The 15,679-nt window shown below is 41.5% G+C and carries 12 protein-coding genes and 4 tRNA genes; 5 read left to right on the top strand and 11 right to left on the bottom strand.

Annotated features, from left to right (window positions below; translation table 11 throughout):
- Positions 1 to 2: 2 nt before the first annotated feature.
- The 6 genes from CKV74_RS03235 to CKV74_RS03210 form a co-directional block, all read right to left on the bottom strand.
- Complete coding sequence (locus CKV74_RS03235; RefSeq protein ID WP_007242495.1) at positions 3 to 818, bottom strand: Cof-type HAD-IIB family hydrolase; 816 nt, start codon at positions 816 to 818, stop codon at positions 3 to 5.
- 217 nt (positions 819 to 1,035) lie between these two features.
- Positions 1,036 to 2,220, bottom strand: coding sequence for an elongation factor Tu (tuf, locus tag CKV74_RS03230; protein WP_005635637.1), 1,185 nt, complete (start codon positions 2,218 to 2,220; stop codon positions 1,036 to 1,038).
- Between the two features lie 101 nt (positions 2,221 to 2,321).
- Positions 2,322 to 2,397, bottom strand: a tRNA-Thr gene (locus CKV74_RS03225).
- A gap of 3 nt (positions 2,398 to 2,400) precedes the next feature.
- Positions 2,401 to 2,475: transfer RNA gene (locus CKV74_RS03220), tRNA-Gly, on the bottom strand.
- A 42-nt stretch (positions 2,476 to 2,517) separates the two neighbouring features.
- A tRNA-Tyr gene (locus CKV74_RS03215) sits at positions 2,518 to 2,602 on the bottom strand.
- Between the two features lie 31 nt (positions 2,603 to 2,633).
- Positions 2,634 to 2,709, bottom strand: a tRNA-Thr gene (locus tag CKV74_RS03210).
- Positions 2,710 to 2,923: 214 nt separating this feature from the next.
- On the opposite strand from CKV74_RS03210, the gene coaA reads away from it, so the two are divergent.
- Positions 2,924 to 3,859: a type I pantothenate kinase gene (coaA, locus tag CKV74_RS03205; protein ID WP_039847820.1), complete on the top strand. Its 936-nt coding sequence runs from the start codon at positions 2,924 to 2,926 to the stop codon at positions 3,857 to 3,859.
- A gap of 125 nt (positions 3,860 to 3,984) precedes the next feature.
- Here the strand turns inward: coaA and dtd are convergent, their stop codons facing one another.
- Genes dtd through CKV74_RS03185 form a run of 4 tightly spaced genes read right to left on the bottom strand, consistent with a single transcriptional unit; the run spans position 3,985 to position 6,380 of the window.
- Positions 3,985 to 4,419, bottom strand: coding sequence for a D-aminoacyl-tRNA deacylase (dtd, locus tag CKV74_RS03200; RefSeq protein WP_007242308.1), 435 nt, complete (start codon positions 4,417 to 4,419; stop codon positions 3,985 to 3,987).
- Complete coding sequence (locus tag CKV74_RS03195) at positions 4,419 to 5,234, bottom strand: virulence factor BrkB family protein (RefSeq protein WP_007242336.1); 816 nt, start codon at positions 5,232 to 5,234, stop codon at positions 4,419 to 4,421. Before CKV74_RS03195 ends, dtd begins: the two co-directional genes overlap by 1 nt.
- Complete coding sequence (locus tag CKV74_RS03190) at positions 5,234 to 5,707, bottom strand: YchJ family protein (protein ID WP_007242439.1); 474 nt, start codon at positions 5,705 to 5,707, stop codon at positions 5,234 to 5,236. The genes CKV74_RS03195 and CKV74_RS03190 overlap by 1 nt, the downstream gene beginning before the upstream one ends.
- A complete protein-coding gene (locus CKV74_RS03185) occupies positions 5,697 to 6,380 on the bottom strand; it encodes an MOSC domain-containing protein (RefSeq protein ID WP_007242284.1) in 684 nt (227 codons plus the stop codon). Before CKV74_RS03185 ends, CKV74_RS03190 begins: the two co-directional genes overlap by 11 nt.
- A 117-nt stretch (positions 6,381 to 6,497) precedes the next feature.
- Here CKV74_RS03185 and CKV74_RS03180 point away from each other — a divergent pair, with 117 nt between their 5' ends.
- Together CKV74_RS03180 and udp are read left to right on the top strand one after the other, a co-directional pair.
- Positions 6,498 to 7,997 (top strand): helicase HerA-like C-terminal domain-containing protein, encoded by a 1,500-nt coding sequence (locus tag CKV74_RS03180; RefSeq protein ID WP_007242474.1) that lies wholly within the window; start codon positions 6,498 to 6,500, stop codon positions 7,995 to 7,997.
- Between the two features lie 48 nt (positions 7,998 to 8,045).
- A complete protein-coding gene (gene udp, locus CKV74_RS03175; protein WP_007242328.1) occupies positions 8,046 to 8,807 on the top strand; it encodes a uridine phosphorylase in 762 nt (253 codons plus the stop codon).
- A 135-nt stretch (positions 8,808 to 8,942) separates the two neighbouring features.
- Here udp and CKV74_RS03170 read toward each other — a convergent pair whose 3' ends face one another.
- Positions 8,943 to 12,053: a TonB-dependent hemoglobin/transferrin/lactoferrin family receptor gene (locus CKV74_RS03170; RefSeq protein ID WP_095176733.1), complete on the bottom strand. Its 3,111-nt coding sequence runs from the start codon at positions 12,051 to 12,053 to the stop codon at positions 8,943 to 8,945.
- A gap of 190 nt (positions 12,054 to 12,243) precedes the next feature.
- On the opposite strand from CKV74_RS03170, the gene CKV74_RS03165 reads away from it, so the two are divergent.
- Entirely contained in the window at positions 12,244 to 13,989 is a 1,746-nt protein-coding gene (locus CKV74_RS03165; protein ID WP_095176732.1) for an ABC transporter ATP-binding protein/permease, read from the top strand.
- Positions 13,982 to 15,640 carry a thiol reductant ABC exporter subunit CydC gene (gene cydC / locus CKV74_RS03160; protein WP_007242499.1) on the top strand — a complete coding sequence of 553 codons (1,659 nt, stop codon included), beginning with the start codon at positions 13,982 to 13,984 and terminating at the stop codon, positions 15,638 to 15,640. The genes CKV74_RS03165 and cydC overlap by 8 nt, the downstream gene beginning before the upstream one ends.
- Positions 15,641 to 15,679 lie beyond the last annotated feature (39 nt).

Raw genomic sequence — 15,679 nt, 5'->3', positions numbered from 1 at the left:
CATTACACTCCAAAGATCTCGCGGGCATAAGTCGCCACCGCTTCATCTTGATGTGAACCAATTTGTTCTAAATGTGGACAAGCCTCTTTTAAACGCGCATCAGCATCTTGCATAATACAGCCTTTCCCAACACGGGAGAGCATTTCTAGATCATTCATGCCATCCCCAAAAGCAATGCAATTTTGTAAACCATAAGGCTTATCCTGCAACACATGGGCCAATGCATCACCTTTGGATACGCCTTTATTCATCACTTCTAGACAGGTTACAGCAGAATAAACTATCGATGTACAATCGCTATAATTGGCGCGTAAATACTCTTCAACCGGTAATAAGTCCTTTGGATTTCTAGCGATAAAAAAGATCTTCTCCATATCACGGGCATGATGGCGGTTAAAGTCCACCACCTGATACATCAAACCTGAGTCCTGATGATATTTAGCTAATTCCGGCACTTCAACATTAATAAACCAACCTTCATCTTGATAAGTATTAAGGCAAACCTTACTGCGATCAAAAGGGGTTTGATAAATTTCCCGTGCCAAGGCCTCAGGCAAACTATTGCTGTAAATTAAATTCCCCTGCAAATCACGCACCCGAGCGCCATTTGAAGTAATCATAAGAGCCTTTTCACTGCCGATTTTTTGTAGGATTGATTGAACATCGGTATGGTTTCGACCGGTTGCCAAAATAATATCAACACCTTTCTGTTCCAATTTATTTAATGTATCAATAGTGAACTCACCGATGCGGTGATGGCGATTGAGTAAAGTACCGTCTAAATCGGAAACGAATGCATTGAAGGGAAGTTGCTGCATAATAAACCTCGAGCTAAATATCTGCCCTATCATAACAAAAAACGACTTAAAGTCCGATGGAAGAAATTGTCAACGAAACTGATTTTTAATCTATATCTAATAAAATCAATGACTTAGCTATCAATTTAGCAAAAACTTTTATTTTCGAGGGGGCGTTTAGAAGGCAAATAAAAAGGCGTATCTTACGATACGCCTTCTGCTAATTGCTTAACATCAATTATTTGATGATTTTCGCAACAACGCCAGCACCTACTGTACGGCCACCTTCACGGATTGCGAAACGTAAACCTTGGTCCATCGCGATTGGGTGGATTAGGGATACTGTCATTTTGATGTTATCGCCTGGCATTACCATTTCTACGCCTTCTGGTAACTCGATAGTACCGGTTACGTCAGTTGTACGGAAATAGAATTGTGGACGGTAACCTTTGAAGAATGGAGTATGACGACCACCTTCATCTTTAGATAATACGTACACTTCAGATTCGAAATCAGTGTGCGGAGTAATTGAACCCGGTTTAGCCAATACTTGACCACGTTCGATTTCTTCACGTTTTGTACCACGCAACAATGCACCGATGTTTTCACCTGCACGACCTTCGTCAAGTAATTTACGGAACATTTCAACACCGGTAACGGTTGTTTTCGCTGTTGGTTTGATACCAACGATTTCAACTTCATCACCAGTACGGATGATACCACGCTCAACACGACCGGTTACTACTGTACCACGACCGGAGATTGAGAATACGTCTTCGATTGGAAGAAGGAACGGTTGGTCAATCGCACGTTCTGGTTCTGGGATGTAAGTGTCTAAGTGGTTTGCTAATTCAAGGATTTTTTCTTCCCATTCTGCAACGCCATTTAATGCTTGTAATGCAGAACCACGTACGATTGGAGTATCGTCACCTGGGAAGTCATATTGAGAAAGAAGTTCACGAACTTCCATTTCAACTAATTCTAATAATTCTTCGTCATCCACCATATCGCATTTGTTTAAGAATACGATGATGTAAGGTACGCCTACTTGGCGGCCTAAAAGGATGTGCTCACGAGTTTGTGGCATAGGACCATCGGTTGCTGCTACTACTAAGATAGCGCCGTCCATTTGTGCCGCACCGGTAATCATGTTTTTTACATAGTCGGCGTGTCCCGGACAGTCAACGTGTGCGTAGTGACGGGTTGGAGTATCGTATTCAACGTGAGAAGTGTTGATGGTGATACCACGCGCTTTTTCTTCTGGCGCGTTATCGATTTGGTCGAATGCACGAGCTGCACCGCCGTAGTGTTTTGCTAAAACGGTGGTGATTGCTGCTGTTAAGGTTGTTTTACCGTGGTCAACGTGGCCGATTGTACCCACGTTAACGTGCGGTTTTGTACGTTCAAATTTTTCTTTAGACATTTAAAGAGTCCCTCTAAATAGACACGGTTATCGGTGGGCAATAAACCACATTAACCAATAAATTCAGTTGAGATTAAATAAAAGGAAAGAGAATAGAAGGCTGGTGCTGATAGGCAGATTCGAACTGCCGACCTCACCCTTACCAAGGGTGCGCTCTACCAACTGAGCTATATCAGCGCTTGGAGCGGGCAGCGGGAATCGAACCCGCATCATTAGCTTGGAAGGCTAAGGTAATAGCCATTATACGATGCCCGCAGTCCTAAATTCATCTGTCCCATTCAGAATTCATCTAAAAGATGGTGGAGGGAGAAGGATTCGAACCTTCGAAGGCTGAGCCAACAGATTTACAGTCTGCCCCCTTTGGCCGCTCGGGAACCCCTCCACACTAAATGAATGCTTGTTTACGATGAGAATGGTGCCGACTATCGGAATCGAACTGATGACCTACTGATTACAAGTCAGTTGCTCTACCTACTGAGCTAAGTCGGCGTCTCGTAAGCAAGTGGTGCGTATTATATGTAAAAAATGTTAGCTGACAAGTTTTTTTTAGAAAAAAAATCCATTTTTTGATTATTCGGCTAAATTGCAAGCAAAAAGCCGCAAAGTTGCTGTAAAACTCGGCAATATTTAGAAAAAACAATGTAAAAAAGTGATTTATAAGGTATATTTTGCGCAAATTTTATTCACAACATCGGTCTTTATCGTGGAAATTATCGACCAACTTACGCCTTTTCTTACCTTTACCCGAGATCAATGGGCCGATTTACGTAAATCGGTGCCACTTAAACTCACCGAACAGGATCTCAAACCACTGCTTGGATTTAATGAAGAACTCTCGTTAGATGAAGTACGCACGATTTACCTGCCACTCACCCGGCTAATCAACTACTATATAGAAGAAAATCTACGTCGGCAGACCGTACTCAATCGCTTTTTAGGTTCAAATAGTCCAACCATGCCTTACATAATCAGCATTGCCGGTAGTGTTTCGGTGGGCAAAAGTACCTCAGCGCGGATTTTGCAATCATTGCTCTCCCATTGGCCGCTTGAGCGTAAGGTTGATCTCATCACTACCGATGGTTTTTTATATCCGTTAGCTAAATTACAACAAGAAAATCTATTACAAAAGAAAGGCTTCCCGGTTTCCTACGACACAGCCAAATTAATTCGCTTCCTGGCAGATATCAAATCCGGTAAACATGCAGTAAAAGCACCCATTTATTCCCACCTGACCTACGACATTGTACCGAATCAATTTGATATCGTAGATCAACCCGACATTTTAATTTTAGAAGGTTTAAATGTATTGCAAACCGGAGCTAGTAAAGCCAACCAAACCTTCGTATCGGATTTTGTCGACTTTTCAATTTATGTTGATGCGGAAGAATATTTACTAAAAGAATGGTATATCAAACGGTTCTTAAAATTCCGGCAAAGTGCCTTCAGTAATCCAAATTCCTATTTTAAACACTACGCCAACCTTTCCGAAGAGGAGGCGATTGCCACTGCCAGCCGAATTTGGGATGAAATTAACGGCCTCAATCTCAACCAGAACATTTTGCCAACCCGTGAACGAGCGAATCTCATTTTACGAAAAAGCGCCAATCACGAAGTGGCAGAAGTGCGGCTACGCAAATAATTTTAAACCAATCCTAATAAAATCAATGACTTAGACCTATTTTTAGGAAAAACTCCGATTTTTGAGAGGGCGTTTAAATAGCTCTCTTGGTGCCAATATGCGACTTTCGCTCGCAATACTATTGCTTATACGTTTAACCAAAACGTAACTGGCCCATCATTGGTAAGACTGACTTGCATATCTGCGGCAAAACGCCCATTAGCCACCCGAATACTCTGCGCACATTTTTGTGAAAAATATTGATACAACTCATCAGCTAAATCAGGTGCTGCGCCTTTAGAAAAACTTGGACGCAAACCTTTTTGCGTATCAGCGGCCAGAGTAAACTGTGATACCACCAAAAGTTCGCCGCCAATTTGCTGAACATTTAAATTCATTTTGTCGTTTTCATCGCTAAAGATACGGTAATTCAATACTTTTTCCGCTAATTTATCCGCCTTTACACGATCATCCTCTTTTTCCACCCCAAGCAGCACTAATAGTCCCCGCCCGATTTGGCCAACAACTTCACCCTCAACCTCAACTTTTGCCGTGCTCACTCGCTGAATCAAAGCAATCATTATTTATCCTCTTTTTGTATACTTGTATGCACTTCCGATAACACTGCAGCCAATTGCGCTCCCAATAATACAACTGTCCAACTCAGTTGAATCCACAACAACATAATCGGCAAAGTAGCCATTGCGCCATAAATTAATTGGTAGGATGGAAAGGTCGCGATATACCAAGCAAAAGCCTTTTTCCCTAGCGTGAAAAAAATAGCTGCGATTAATGCACCGGCGGCAGAATGTTTGATGCTTACCTTTTTATTTGGCACAACCATATAAATCAGCGTAAAAATAAACCAAGTCGAAAGAAATGGCACAAAGCTCAATAATTTCAACCCCAAAGAAAGGTTTTCAGATTGTTCAAAGACAGATTTAACATAGGTACTGGCCGCAAAACTGGTGCCAATAAGTAGTGGGCCTAAGGTAAGAATCAACCAATAAATAGCAAAGGAAGTAAAAATCGGCCGGCTACTGGTATCCTGCCAAATTCCATTCAGGGTATTGTCAATGGAATGAATTAGTAGCAACGCCACTACAATTAAACTAACAATACCAATCGCACTCATTTGCTTGGAATTATTGACGAATTCATCAATATATTGGCCTACCACATCACTAGCGGAAGGAGCGAAATTGGTAAAAATAAATTCCTTTAATACTCCGGTCACCTCATTGAAAACTGGAAATGCTGAGAAGATAGAAAATACCACCATAATCAACGGCACTATCGCCAGCATTGTGCTATAAGTCAGCGAACCCGCGGCCTGGGTTAATTTATTTTCCTGAAAACGCTGCCAAAATAACCTCAGAAAAGCGCCACATTTCATCACAACAAACCTCCGCAGCAATGTTTAAATTTTTTGCCTGAACCGCAAATACAAGGCTGTTTATTGGCCGGTAATGCCACCGTTGGATCGACAAAATACCAACGACCATCGATTTTTACAAAAATAGAGCGTTCATGATGCTCCTGTTGCCCCTCTTCATCTTGGAAAAAGGCTTTAAACTCCACCAAGGCATGAACTTTATCTAAATCCTTTGTTGCTATAATTTCCAATCCGAGCCATTGGGTTTCATCCGCCCAAGCTTGTAACGCTGCAACATCCAGCAAAATCTGTTGGCTTGGCACAGTGGTTTGTACAATATAGGGAATATTTTTTAACACAAATGCCGTATAGCGGGAACGCATTAATTGTTCGGCATGCTGCGGTAACTGTGCCCCGCCATGGAAACGCCCACAACAATCCCGATAAGACAATGTCGATTGACAAGGGCAACGCTCAGCTGGATTAAGCTGCATTGGTCACCGCCTGTTTTTGTTGTAATTTGCTTAATTGAGACGCCAGCGAGCGTTTAAACGCAGCAGCCAATACATCAATATCTAACGCTTGTTCTAATTCAGCCATGGAACTAGGTGCAGATAGTTGACGATTTAAACGACGGATTGTCCAATCAGGATGCGGGCGACTTATTAAGATAAGGGGATCACCTTGATGAATCTCACCCTCTTCCACAACACGCACATACCAACCAGACCAGCCGGATTGATAAACGACATCGCGGGTTTGCTCATTCGCCGTATTTTTCGAAAGGCGTTCACAGGGTTTACGCGGTTGTGACACTTCCAATAAAGTTGAGCCAATTTGATAACGGTCACCTATGCAAACATTATCTTCATTTAATGATGACACCACAAAATTCTCACCATAAATTGCCGTACCGTAAAAATCAAAGGACTCGCCTAATAAAGTATTCAATGCAGGAAAGGAAACATCGGACATAAAAAACAGCGCTTTATCCACACCGCCATGATGTGCCTTCAAACCAACATCATTCCCCTCGGCGCCAAGCGAATGAATTTTGACCATGGAAACCGGTTGTTTGCGAATAGCGCTTGCGTACTGAGAACCATCGGCGAAAGTTAAAGTTTCCACCTGACCAATTTTTATAATTAAGATTTTTGCTGCTGCCATATTTGCCTTCCTTACTTTTAAGGAGGGTGATTATACCCGAAAAGTCAAAGATTTTGACCGCATCAGCTTTTTTACATATTATGCGGCCATTTATCCTATGATTATAAAGGAACTCTTATGCAATACAGTCTAGCCTGTACCGAGGATGGCCAAACCCTTGGTATTAATAGCAAAATGGCCAATCGTCATGGTCTGATCGCTGGAGCGACAGGTACCGGCAAAACCGTTACCTTACGCAAAATGGCGGAAGCATTTAGCGACGATGGTGTCCCCGTCTTTTTAGTGGATGTAAAGGGTGATTTATCGGGTTTAGTTAGAGCCGGCTCCTTTAGCGGCAAAATTGCTGAACGGATCGAAAAATTCGATTTAGGTGGTGAAAGCTACTTAAGTGGCTATCCTGTATCATTTTGGGATGTTTTCGGTGAAACCGGCATTCCATTACGCACGACTATTTCCGAAATGGGGCCATTGTTACTTTCCCGTTTACTCAATTTAAATGCCACCCAAGAAGGATTACTCAACTTAGTCTTTAGAGTGGCTGACGATCAGGGATTATTACTGATTGATTTAAAAGACTTACGTGCCATGCTGAAATTTGTGGCAGAAAATGCCAAAACCTTCCAAGTTGAATATGGTAATGTTTCCGCCGCTAGTGTTGGTGCAATTCAACGGGCATTGCTCACCTTAGAAAATGAAGGTGCAGCGAATTTATTCGGTGAACCCGCTTTAAACCTACAGGATTGGTTGCAAACCCGTGATGGCCGCGGCGTGATCAATGTATTAAATTCTGAAAAACTGATTAATTCACCAAGAATGTACAGCGCCTTCCTGCTTTGGTTAATGTCAGAACTCTTCGAACAATTACCTGAGGTGGGAGATCCCGAGAAACCGAATTTTGTAATGTTCTTCGATGAAGCTCACTTGCTATTCGATGGAGCACCAAGCGTATTAGTCGATAAGGTGGAACAGGTTGTGCGCTTAATCCGTTCAAAAGGTGTCGGCATTTACTTCGTCACACAAAATCCGCTCGATTTACCGGACACCGTATTGGGTCAATTGGGTAACCGTGTACAACACGCACTACGGGCATTCACACCACGTGACCAAAAAGCAGTTAAGTCCGCCGCGGAAACCTTCCGTTCTAATCCTAAAGTCAACGTGGTAGAAACGATTTCCACCCTTGGCGTGGGGCAGGCATTAGTATCCTTCCTAGATGAAAAAGGAATGCCAACACCGGTTGAAACGGCGTATATTTATCCGCCAAAAAGTCAGCTCCCACCAATTACCGAAGAACAACGTCAAGCATGGGTAAAAGATGATGAGTTATATGCTTTTTATAAAGAATATGTGGATAATGAATCAGCCTTTGAAGTTTTAAATGCCCAAGCGGATTTGGCCGCAGTACAGCAAAAACAGGCAGAACAAGCTCAAGCACAGGAAGAAAGCGGCTTTTTCGGTAGTCTTAGCCGTATGATCTTCGGCACTCAGAAACGCGGTGATAAACTCAGCCCAACAGAACAAATTGTGAATAGCGTGGCTAAATCGGTCGGCCGCAATATTCGCAACGAAGTTACTAAACAAATTATGCGCGGCATTTTAGGCGCGTTGAAAAAATAGCACGCAATGGCTGCTTACTTGCGAAAACAAACGAAATAGGAGAACGCTATGTCTGATGTATTCCACTTAAATCTTACCAAAGCCCAACTCAAAGGGGCCACATTAGCCATCGTCCCGGGTGATCCGGCACGTAGTGAACGTATCGCCAAACGGCTGGACAATCCAGAATTTTTAGCCAGCACCCGCGAATATACGTCCTGGCTTGGCTATCTTAATGGCCAACCGGTTGTGGTGTGCTCTACCGGAATCGGTGGACCATCCACCTCTATCTGTGTGGAAGAATTGGCACAACTCGGCGTACGTACATTCCTACGCATCGGCACCACTGGTGCGATTCAGCCACATATTAATGTCGGCGATATCCTAGTCACTACCGGTGCAGTGCGTCTGGATGGTGCCAGCCGCCACTTTGCTCCAATCGAATATCCGGCCGTAGCCAATTTCGACTGTACTACCGCATTATTCAATGCAGCAAAAGCGCAAGGGATCACCCCATTTGTCGGTATTACGGCATCTTCTGACACCTTCTACCCAGGCCAAGAGCGCTATGATACTTATAGTGGTAAAGTATATCGCGATTACCAAGGTTTACTGAAACAGTGGCAGGAACTCAATGTAATGAATTACGAAATGGAATCAGCCACTCTATTTACTATGTGTAATGCCCTCGGTTTACGTGCTGGTATGGTGGCAGGTGTAATTGTTAATCGCACCCAACAGGAAATCCCGAACGAAAGCACAATGAAGGCAACGGAAGAAAAAGCCGTAGCCGTTGTGGTTGGCGCCGCTGCCGAGCTATTAAAGGCATAAATTTGATTTTTTAAACAAACACCATTAAAATCAATAACTTACATACCGTTTTAGTAAAAACTTTGATTTTTGATAGGGCGTTTAATAATAGGCAACGAAAAGGGAAACCGACTTCGGTTTCCCTTTTTTCAATGCTTAAAACTCAAATTGTACCGACATTCGATAATTACGACCGGATGCATAAAAACGATTGATACCCGCACCGCTTTCCTGATCAATCATATTACTAGTACCGAAAGGCCGAATTGAACGGGCCGAATCCCAAGTCATATATTTACGATTGGTTAAATTATACACACCTGCACGTAGCGTCAGATTTTTGATTGGTTTGAAATATCCTAACAAGTCAACCGTTGTATAGGAATTACTGCGCCATTTAATATATGTATCAGACTTACCCTCTTCTTTGTAATACATATTATAGGTATCTTCAGCATCCTTCGCGGCAACATGAGTTAGGTAAAGATCAAAACCGAATTTATCCTCAGGATGTGCATAACCTATGCCGTAAACCGCTGTTCTTGGTTGAATCGCATTCATTGGAATATCGCCATCCATTCGACCTTTTTGATAAATATATTTATAACTGAAGTTAAAGCCCTGCAATACTTTAGCAAAATAGCCTAACTGCAAATTAGTTTGTAATTCAAAGCCATAAACCTTGGCATTCGGTCGATTGACGTTTTGGTAAACATTGAATGGACGCAATTTGGAATGGCCTTGCAAACCATATAAACCTTTATAGGATAAATCGATAAAATCACGATAACGGGTTTCAAATACCGATCCGGTAAACTGTCCAATTTCCGGTTGATGTAGCGTAAACGACAATTCTTTGGTTTTCGCAGTTTCCGGTCTTAAATCCTTATTTGGCAAAATAGAAAAGTCCGGATGTTTGAAAGTAAAGTAAATTTCATCGGAAGTTGGCGCACGGAAAGCCTTACCATATTTCATTTGCACTCTAAACCAATTCAATGGATCTAAAGTTGCCCCGAAAGAATAGGAAGAGGCTGAGAATTTTTTCTTTTGTGCAATCTGTTGAATATTAGCTTCTGCATTAGCCTGTTTCTTAGCCAAATTATCCGGATCCGTCAGATTTAGTGGATCAAAATAAGGCTCTGCCACATAAAGATTAGTCACCATATCATCTGGAATTTTCGGTGTTACACCCGGAATATATTCAGGATGATAGCTAACCCGATCATAACGATAACCTAGTTGGAAGGCGACTTTATCGGTAACGCGAATATCATCGATAAAATAAATTGCACCACTCTTAGTTTTCACCGGAATCAGGAAGGAATAAATATTGCGATTGTCACATAACGTACTATGTCTATCCGGATTAAGATTTTTTCCTTCCAAAAAGGTTTCACAACTGGATGGGTAAAGCGCCCACCATTTCACATTGAACGGAGTATCTCCGGAAATATTAGTCATCGACTTGGTCATTTCAGACCATAGACCGCCATAGGACAAATCATGCTCTAACTTAAGAAATTGCAAATGTTTGGTTAAATCCAAATTAAGCTGCTTGGTTTTGGAAGTGAGATCTCGCTGAGTCCAAAGATTGGATTGATAGCCCTGTTTATTCGGGACTAAAAAAATTGGCGCAGTCAAACTATCTCCGGATTGAGCTGCTGTTTTCGCTAATTTTTGGCCGTTACGCTCAATCACTTCAAAAGGAATATCAATTGGCGTGCCATTCTGTTGAAAACCTTGAATGCTTCCCTTATCACAATTAATCCCGTCACAACTTAAGACATTCGATGTATTAGTACGGACAATCTGTTCATCACTGATCAAACCACTATCTTTTCCTAATAAATCATAAGTTTGACCATTTAAGGTCAAAGTTCTGGCTGCAGGAATTGTTGAACCGATTTTGGTTAAAGTTGCCTCACAAGGGGTGGTGTCACCAACCGATGGACGATTAGTCCAGCGACTGAAATCTGTTTCACATCCCTTGTACACATACGTATAACCGGCCGGTAAATTATCCCAATCTACCCGTTGCCATTTATAAATTTTATTTTCCGAACCATCATAAGGTTGAGTTGGTAAATTAACGATCTCTTCGGAATTTGGAAGTCGTTGTTCTGCGCGGTTTAGGTAGCTTACCGGTTGATTATCACTACCAACCAATTGGTTATTCTGATTATAGTGAAGCCCTAGCGGATTCGTTGAAAATGGACATTTTTCATTACCGTCACAGTAATCATCGGTACGGGCTCGGCTGGTTATTTTTTGTTGAGAATAGGTGATTTTTAGCGTATCCCACAGCGGGGTTTGAGTAAAGTTTTCATAGCTAAAAGCAAAGTTTTTACGTTCCACAGAATCGTGAGTATGGCGCAATTCCTGCTCATCATAGGTCATATACTGAGTATTTGGCTTCAAAGTATAAGAAAAATCATGCCCTTTGGAATCCAATTTATAAATATCCGCCATTACCGAAAAACGATGGTTTTCTGCTGGTTGAAAAGCAACCTTAGCCAACAGACTATCTAATTTGCGACGATATGGATCCGCTTTCTCACGGGTTTTACCTTGAATACGCTCATCATAACCACTATAGCCATAATTTTCCTGCTCATGACCTCGGCGGGTTGTCCCAACCACAATTGCATCAAACATTTTATAACGGCCGGCAAGGGTTAGTGTGTTAAGGTGTTGATTATCCGCCGAGTTATAACCTCTTTTATAAGAAGCATAATAATTCTTCTCCAATAGGTAATCTCGCGCATCCTTAGTTTCAAAACTTACTGAGCCACCTAAGGCACCACTACCAGCTTTAAGAGAATCAGCCCCCTTACGCAAGGTGACCTGTTTTAAGGTCTCAATTTCAGCGCTATTACGGGTATTATTAAAATTACCATAACCTTCAAAAAGCTCCTTAAACCCTTGGGAAGAAATTGTTTCAGCCTGGGCTAGGCCATCAATTTGAATCGCAACTCGATTTTCTTCCACCCCACGAATGGCAAATCCGCTGGAACCAAAACGGCCAGCCTCAACGACAGTTACCCCAGGATCATAACGAACCAAATCCTTCGTATCCTGCACTTGTTGTTTTTCTAAGGTTTTAGCGCTTTTCACTGTTTCGGCCAATTTCGGCGGTGTACTATTCTCTGCGGATTGCACCTCGGCAGAAACATTGATTTGTTCCAATTGACTATCATCGGCAACAGCCAATGAACTAAAGGTTAAAAGTAAAGAAGCAGATAATAAATTAAATTTAAAATCCCGCATTAAAAGCTCCGGTTAACTGTAAAATAAGTAGATTTAATTAATTGATTTTTAAAATAAAAATCACACATATAGAAAACTTCTATTTCCATAATGAGAATATTAACAAAAACAATTCTCAATTTCCTGGGATTATAGGAAATTATTTTTTATAATCAACAGGATTTAAAAAATAACCTAGGAGAATGAATTTATGATGATTGATAAGCGTTTAATCAACATCGTTCCTGACAGTAAACGATGGATTATGCGTACCGTATTATGGAATTGGCTGGCTTTGCTCGGCGCTATCGTTAGTGCAGTAGGGTTTGCTTACCTGTTACAGGCAGCTTACCAAAAAGAACTTGGCGGTTTTGCCACGGCTGCGTGGATTGTGTTACTGCTCCTTGCGCTCGGCTTGCGCGTTTTTGCAGGGAAAAAAGCAGTACGTACATCTTATTTTGCTGCCACTAATGTCAAACATCAATTGCGTTCTTTGATTTATCAAAAATTGGCAGCAATGCCCTTAGCACAAGTACAGCAACAACCTACGGCTTCCATTATTCAGGTTGCCTCTGAAGGGGTGGAGCAATTAGAAATTTATTTTGGCCGCTATTTACCACAATTATTTTATAGTCTATTGGCGCCATTGACTCTGTTTGCCTTCTTGGTCTTCTTTAGCCTAAAAACTTCGTTAATTTTGCTCATCTGTGTACCTTTAATTCCTTTTTCAATTATCGCAGTGAATAAGATTGCAAAAAAATTATTGGCTAAATATTGGTCAATTTATGTTGGTTTGGGGAGTAGCTTTTTAGATAATTTACAGGGTTTGGTGACCTTAAAAATTTATCGAGATGACGCCTATAAAGCAAAACAAATGGATATTGAAGCTGAACAATTCCGCAAAATCACCATGAAAGTACTCACCATGCAACTCAATTCCGTTTCTATTATGGATTTATTAGCATACGGTGGTGCAGCAATCGGTATTTTAACCGCACTATTGCAATTCCAGGCGGGACAAATTGGTGTCTTTGCAGTAATTCTATTTATCTTGTTGTCTTCAGAATTCTTTATTCCGTTACGACTTTTAGGTTCATTCTTCCACGTTGCAATGAACGGTAAAGCGGCTTCCGATAAAATCTTCACCTTGCTTGATACCCCTATTGATAATCCCAAAAACACCATGGATTTACTGCAAAATTATCATATGGAAGTGGAAGTTCGTCAGCTGCAATTCGCCTATAACGAAGAGAAAAAAGCAATTGATAATCTCTCACTCACCATTAAGCCAAACCAATTAACGGTTTTTGTGGGTAAAAGCGGTTGCGGAAAATCAACCTTGGCAGCACTTTTAATGGGATTTTATCGACCACAGCAGGGCAAAATTCTGTTTAACGGTCAATCTATCGACCAATTGGAACGCCATGATTTCTATCGCAAAGTGTCACTAGTAAGTCACTCATCCTACGTTTTTAAAGGTAGTCTGCGAGAAAATATGCTAATGGCCAATCCGCAAGCGGATGAACAACAAATCTATCAAGTATTAGAACAGGTTAATTTGGCTGATTTCGTACGCCAAAATGGTGGTTTAGATATGTTATTACAAAGCCGCGGTAGCAATCTATCTGGTGGACAAATCCAACGATTGGCTCTTGCCCGAGCACTCTTGCATGATGCCCAGATGTATATTTTTGATGAAGCCACCAGCAATATCGATATAGAAAGCGAAGAAATTATTTTGAAGATGATTCAACAACTGAAAGCTAATAAAACGATCGTGCTCATCTCCCATCGATTAGCCAATGCAGTGCATGCTGAACAAATTTATTTATTGGATAAAGGCCGTTTGCTAGAACAGGGGGATCACGCCCAACTGTTAGCAGCAGAGGGACAATATGCCCAAATGTTTAACCAACAAAAATCCCTAGAACAAATCAGAGAGGTGAACCATGCGTAAAAACGGATTTTTGGTGATGGCGCAATTGCTTAAGTTAGTTGCACCACTAGCGCATATAATGGCCTTTACTGTGATTATGGGCACCTTGGGTTTCTTAGCCGCAATTTTTATTATGGCATTGGGTGCTTCCGGATTAGCGAATTTACTCGATTTTCCAACCCATTTAGGGCTTTCACAAATTCTCACAGCCTTAGTCGTATTAGCGGTTGCACGTGGTGTTTTACGTTATTTAGAACAAATGTCGGGGCACTATATTGCCTTTAAATTATTGGCATTACTACGCGATAAAGTGTTTAGTGCCTTACGCCGCTTGGCATTTGATAAATTGCAAAATAAACAGGCCGGGGAGCTGGTGTCATTGATTACCAATGATATTGAATTGTTGGAAGTCTTCTATGCCCATACCATTGCACCAATCTTGATTGCCTTTTTAACCAGTCTGATTCTATTGGTAGTATTCGGCCACTTTTCTGTTTATTTTGCCTTAATTGCAGCTGCTGCTTATCTTTGTATTGGCCTGTTCTTACCGATGATTACCACGCGCATGGCGCGTGAAGACGGCCGTCTTTACCGTCAATTGGTAGGGGAAATGAATGACTTTTTCTTAGACAGTATCCGCGGGATGAAGGAAATTCAATTATTCGGTTATGAACAACCTCGCCAAACGGAAATTCTTGAACGTAGTCAACAAATTGATGCCGCCTTTGAACGCATTAAAGGCCAAGAAGCCAAGGTTAGGGTTTACACAGAAATTGCCGTATCCTTATTTAACATTTTCATGCTGATCTGCGGTCTTACGCTATATTGGCAGGGTCAAATCGACTTCGCCGTACTGTTGGCTGCGCAAATTTTGCTGATGTCCAGCTATGGGCCGGTGATTGCTTTAAGTAACCTCTCAAGCAACTTGTTACAAACTCTAGCAAGCGGTGAACGGGTACTTGATTTATTAGCGGAAAAACCGCTATTAACGGATGTACAAAACGGCGTTAATTTAAACGATGTTAATCGTCTTGAAGTAAGTAATTTAAGTTTTGCTTATGGTTCTGAACAAATTTTAAGCGGAATTAATTTATCTCTTCAAAAAGGTCAAATTTTAGGGATTCATGGCCGTAGCGGTAGTGGAAAAAGTACATTATTGAAATTATTAATGCGCTTTTATTCGCCACAACAAGGGCAAATCAGTATTAATGGTATACCACTTGAACAGATTAATACTGTGAGTTTACGCCAACATACAGCTTACATTACCCAACAAAGCTATATTTTCAACGAAAGCATCGAAGAAAATATCCGTTTAGCCAAACGTGATGCCAGCTTTGAAGAAATCGTTGAGGCGGCAAAATTAGCATCAATTCATCAATTTATCGCCAGTCTGCCGCAAGGTTATCAAACTAAAATGAGCGAGTTGGGGGATAATTTATCCGATGGTGAAAAACAGCGTATCGGTATTGCCCGTGCATTTTTGCACAATGCACCGATTATTTTGTTAGATGAGCCAACCAGTAATCTGGATAGCTTAAACGAAGCAATGATCTTGCAATCTTTGCAACAGGTAAAAAGCGAAAAACTCATTATTTTAGTAAGCCATCGCCGTTCCACTCTGGCCATTTGCGACCAAGTGATCAACATCGAAAACGGCCGCTTATCCTAATCACACCTGCCGCACCGAGTTATTTGGTGCGGCATTTTT

Origin of the sequence: Haemophilus pittmaniae (genome assembly GCF_900186995.1) — a bacterium.
In the GTDB taxonomy this organism is placed as follows: Bacteria; Pseudomonadota; Gammaproteobacteria; order Enterobacterales; family Pasteurellaceae; genus Haemophilus_D; species Haemophilus_D pittmaniae.
This window is presented reverse-complemented; position numbering and strand designations above follow the sequence as displayed.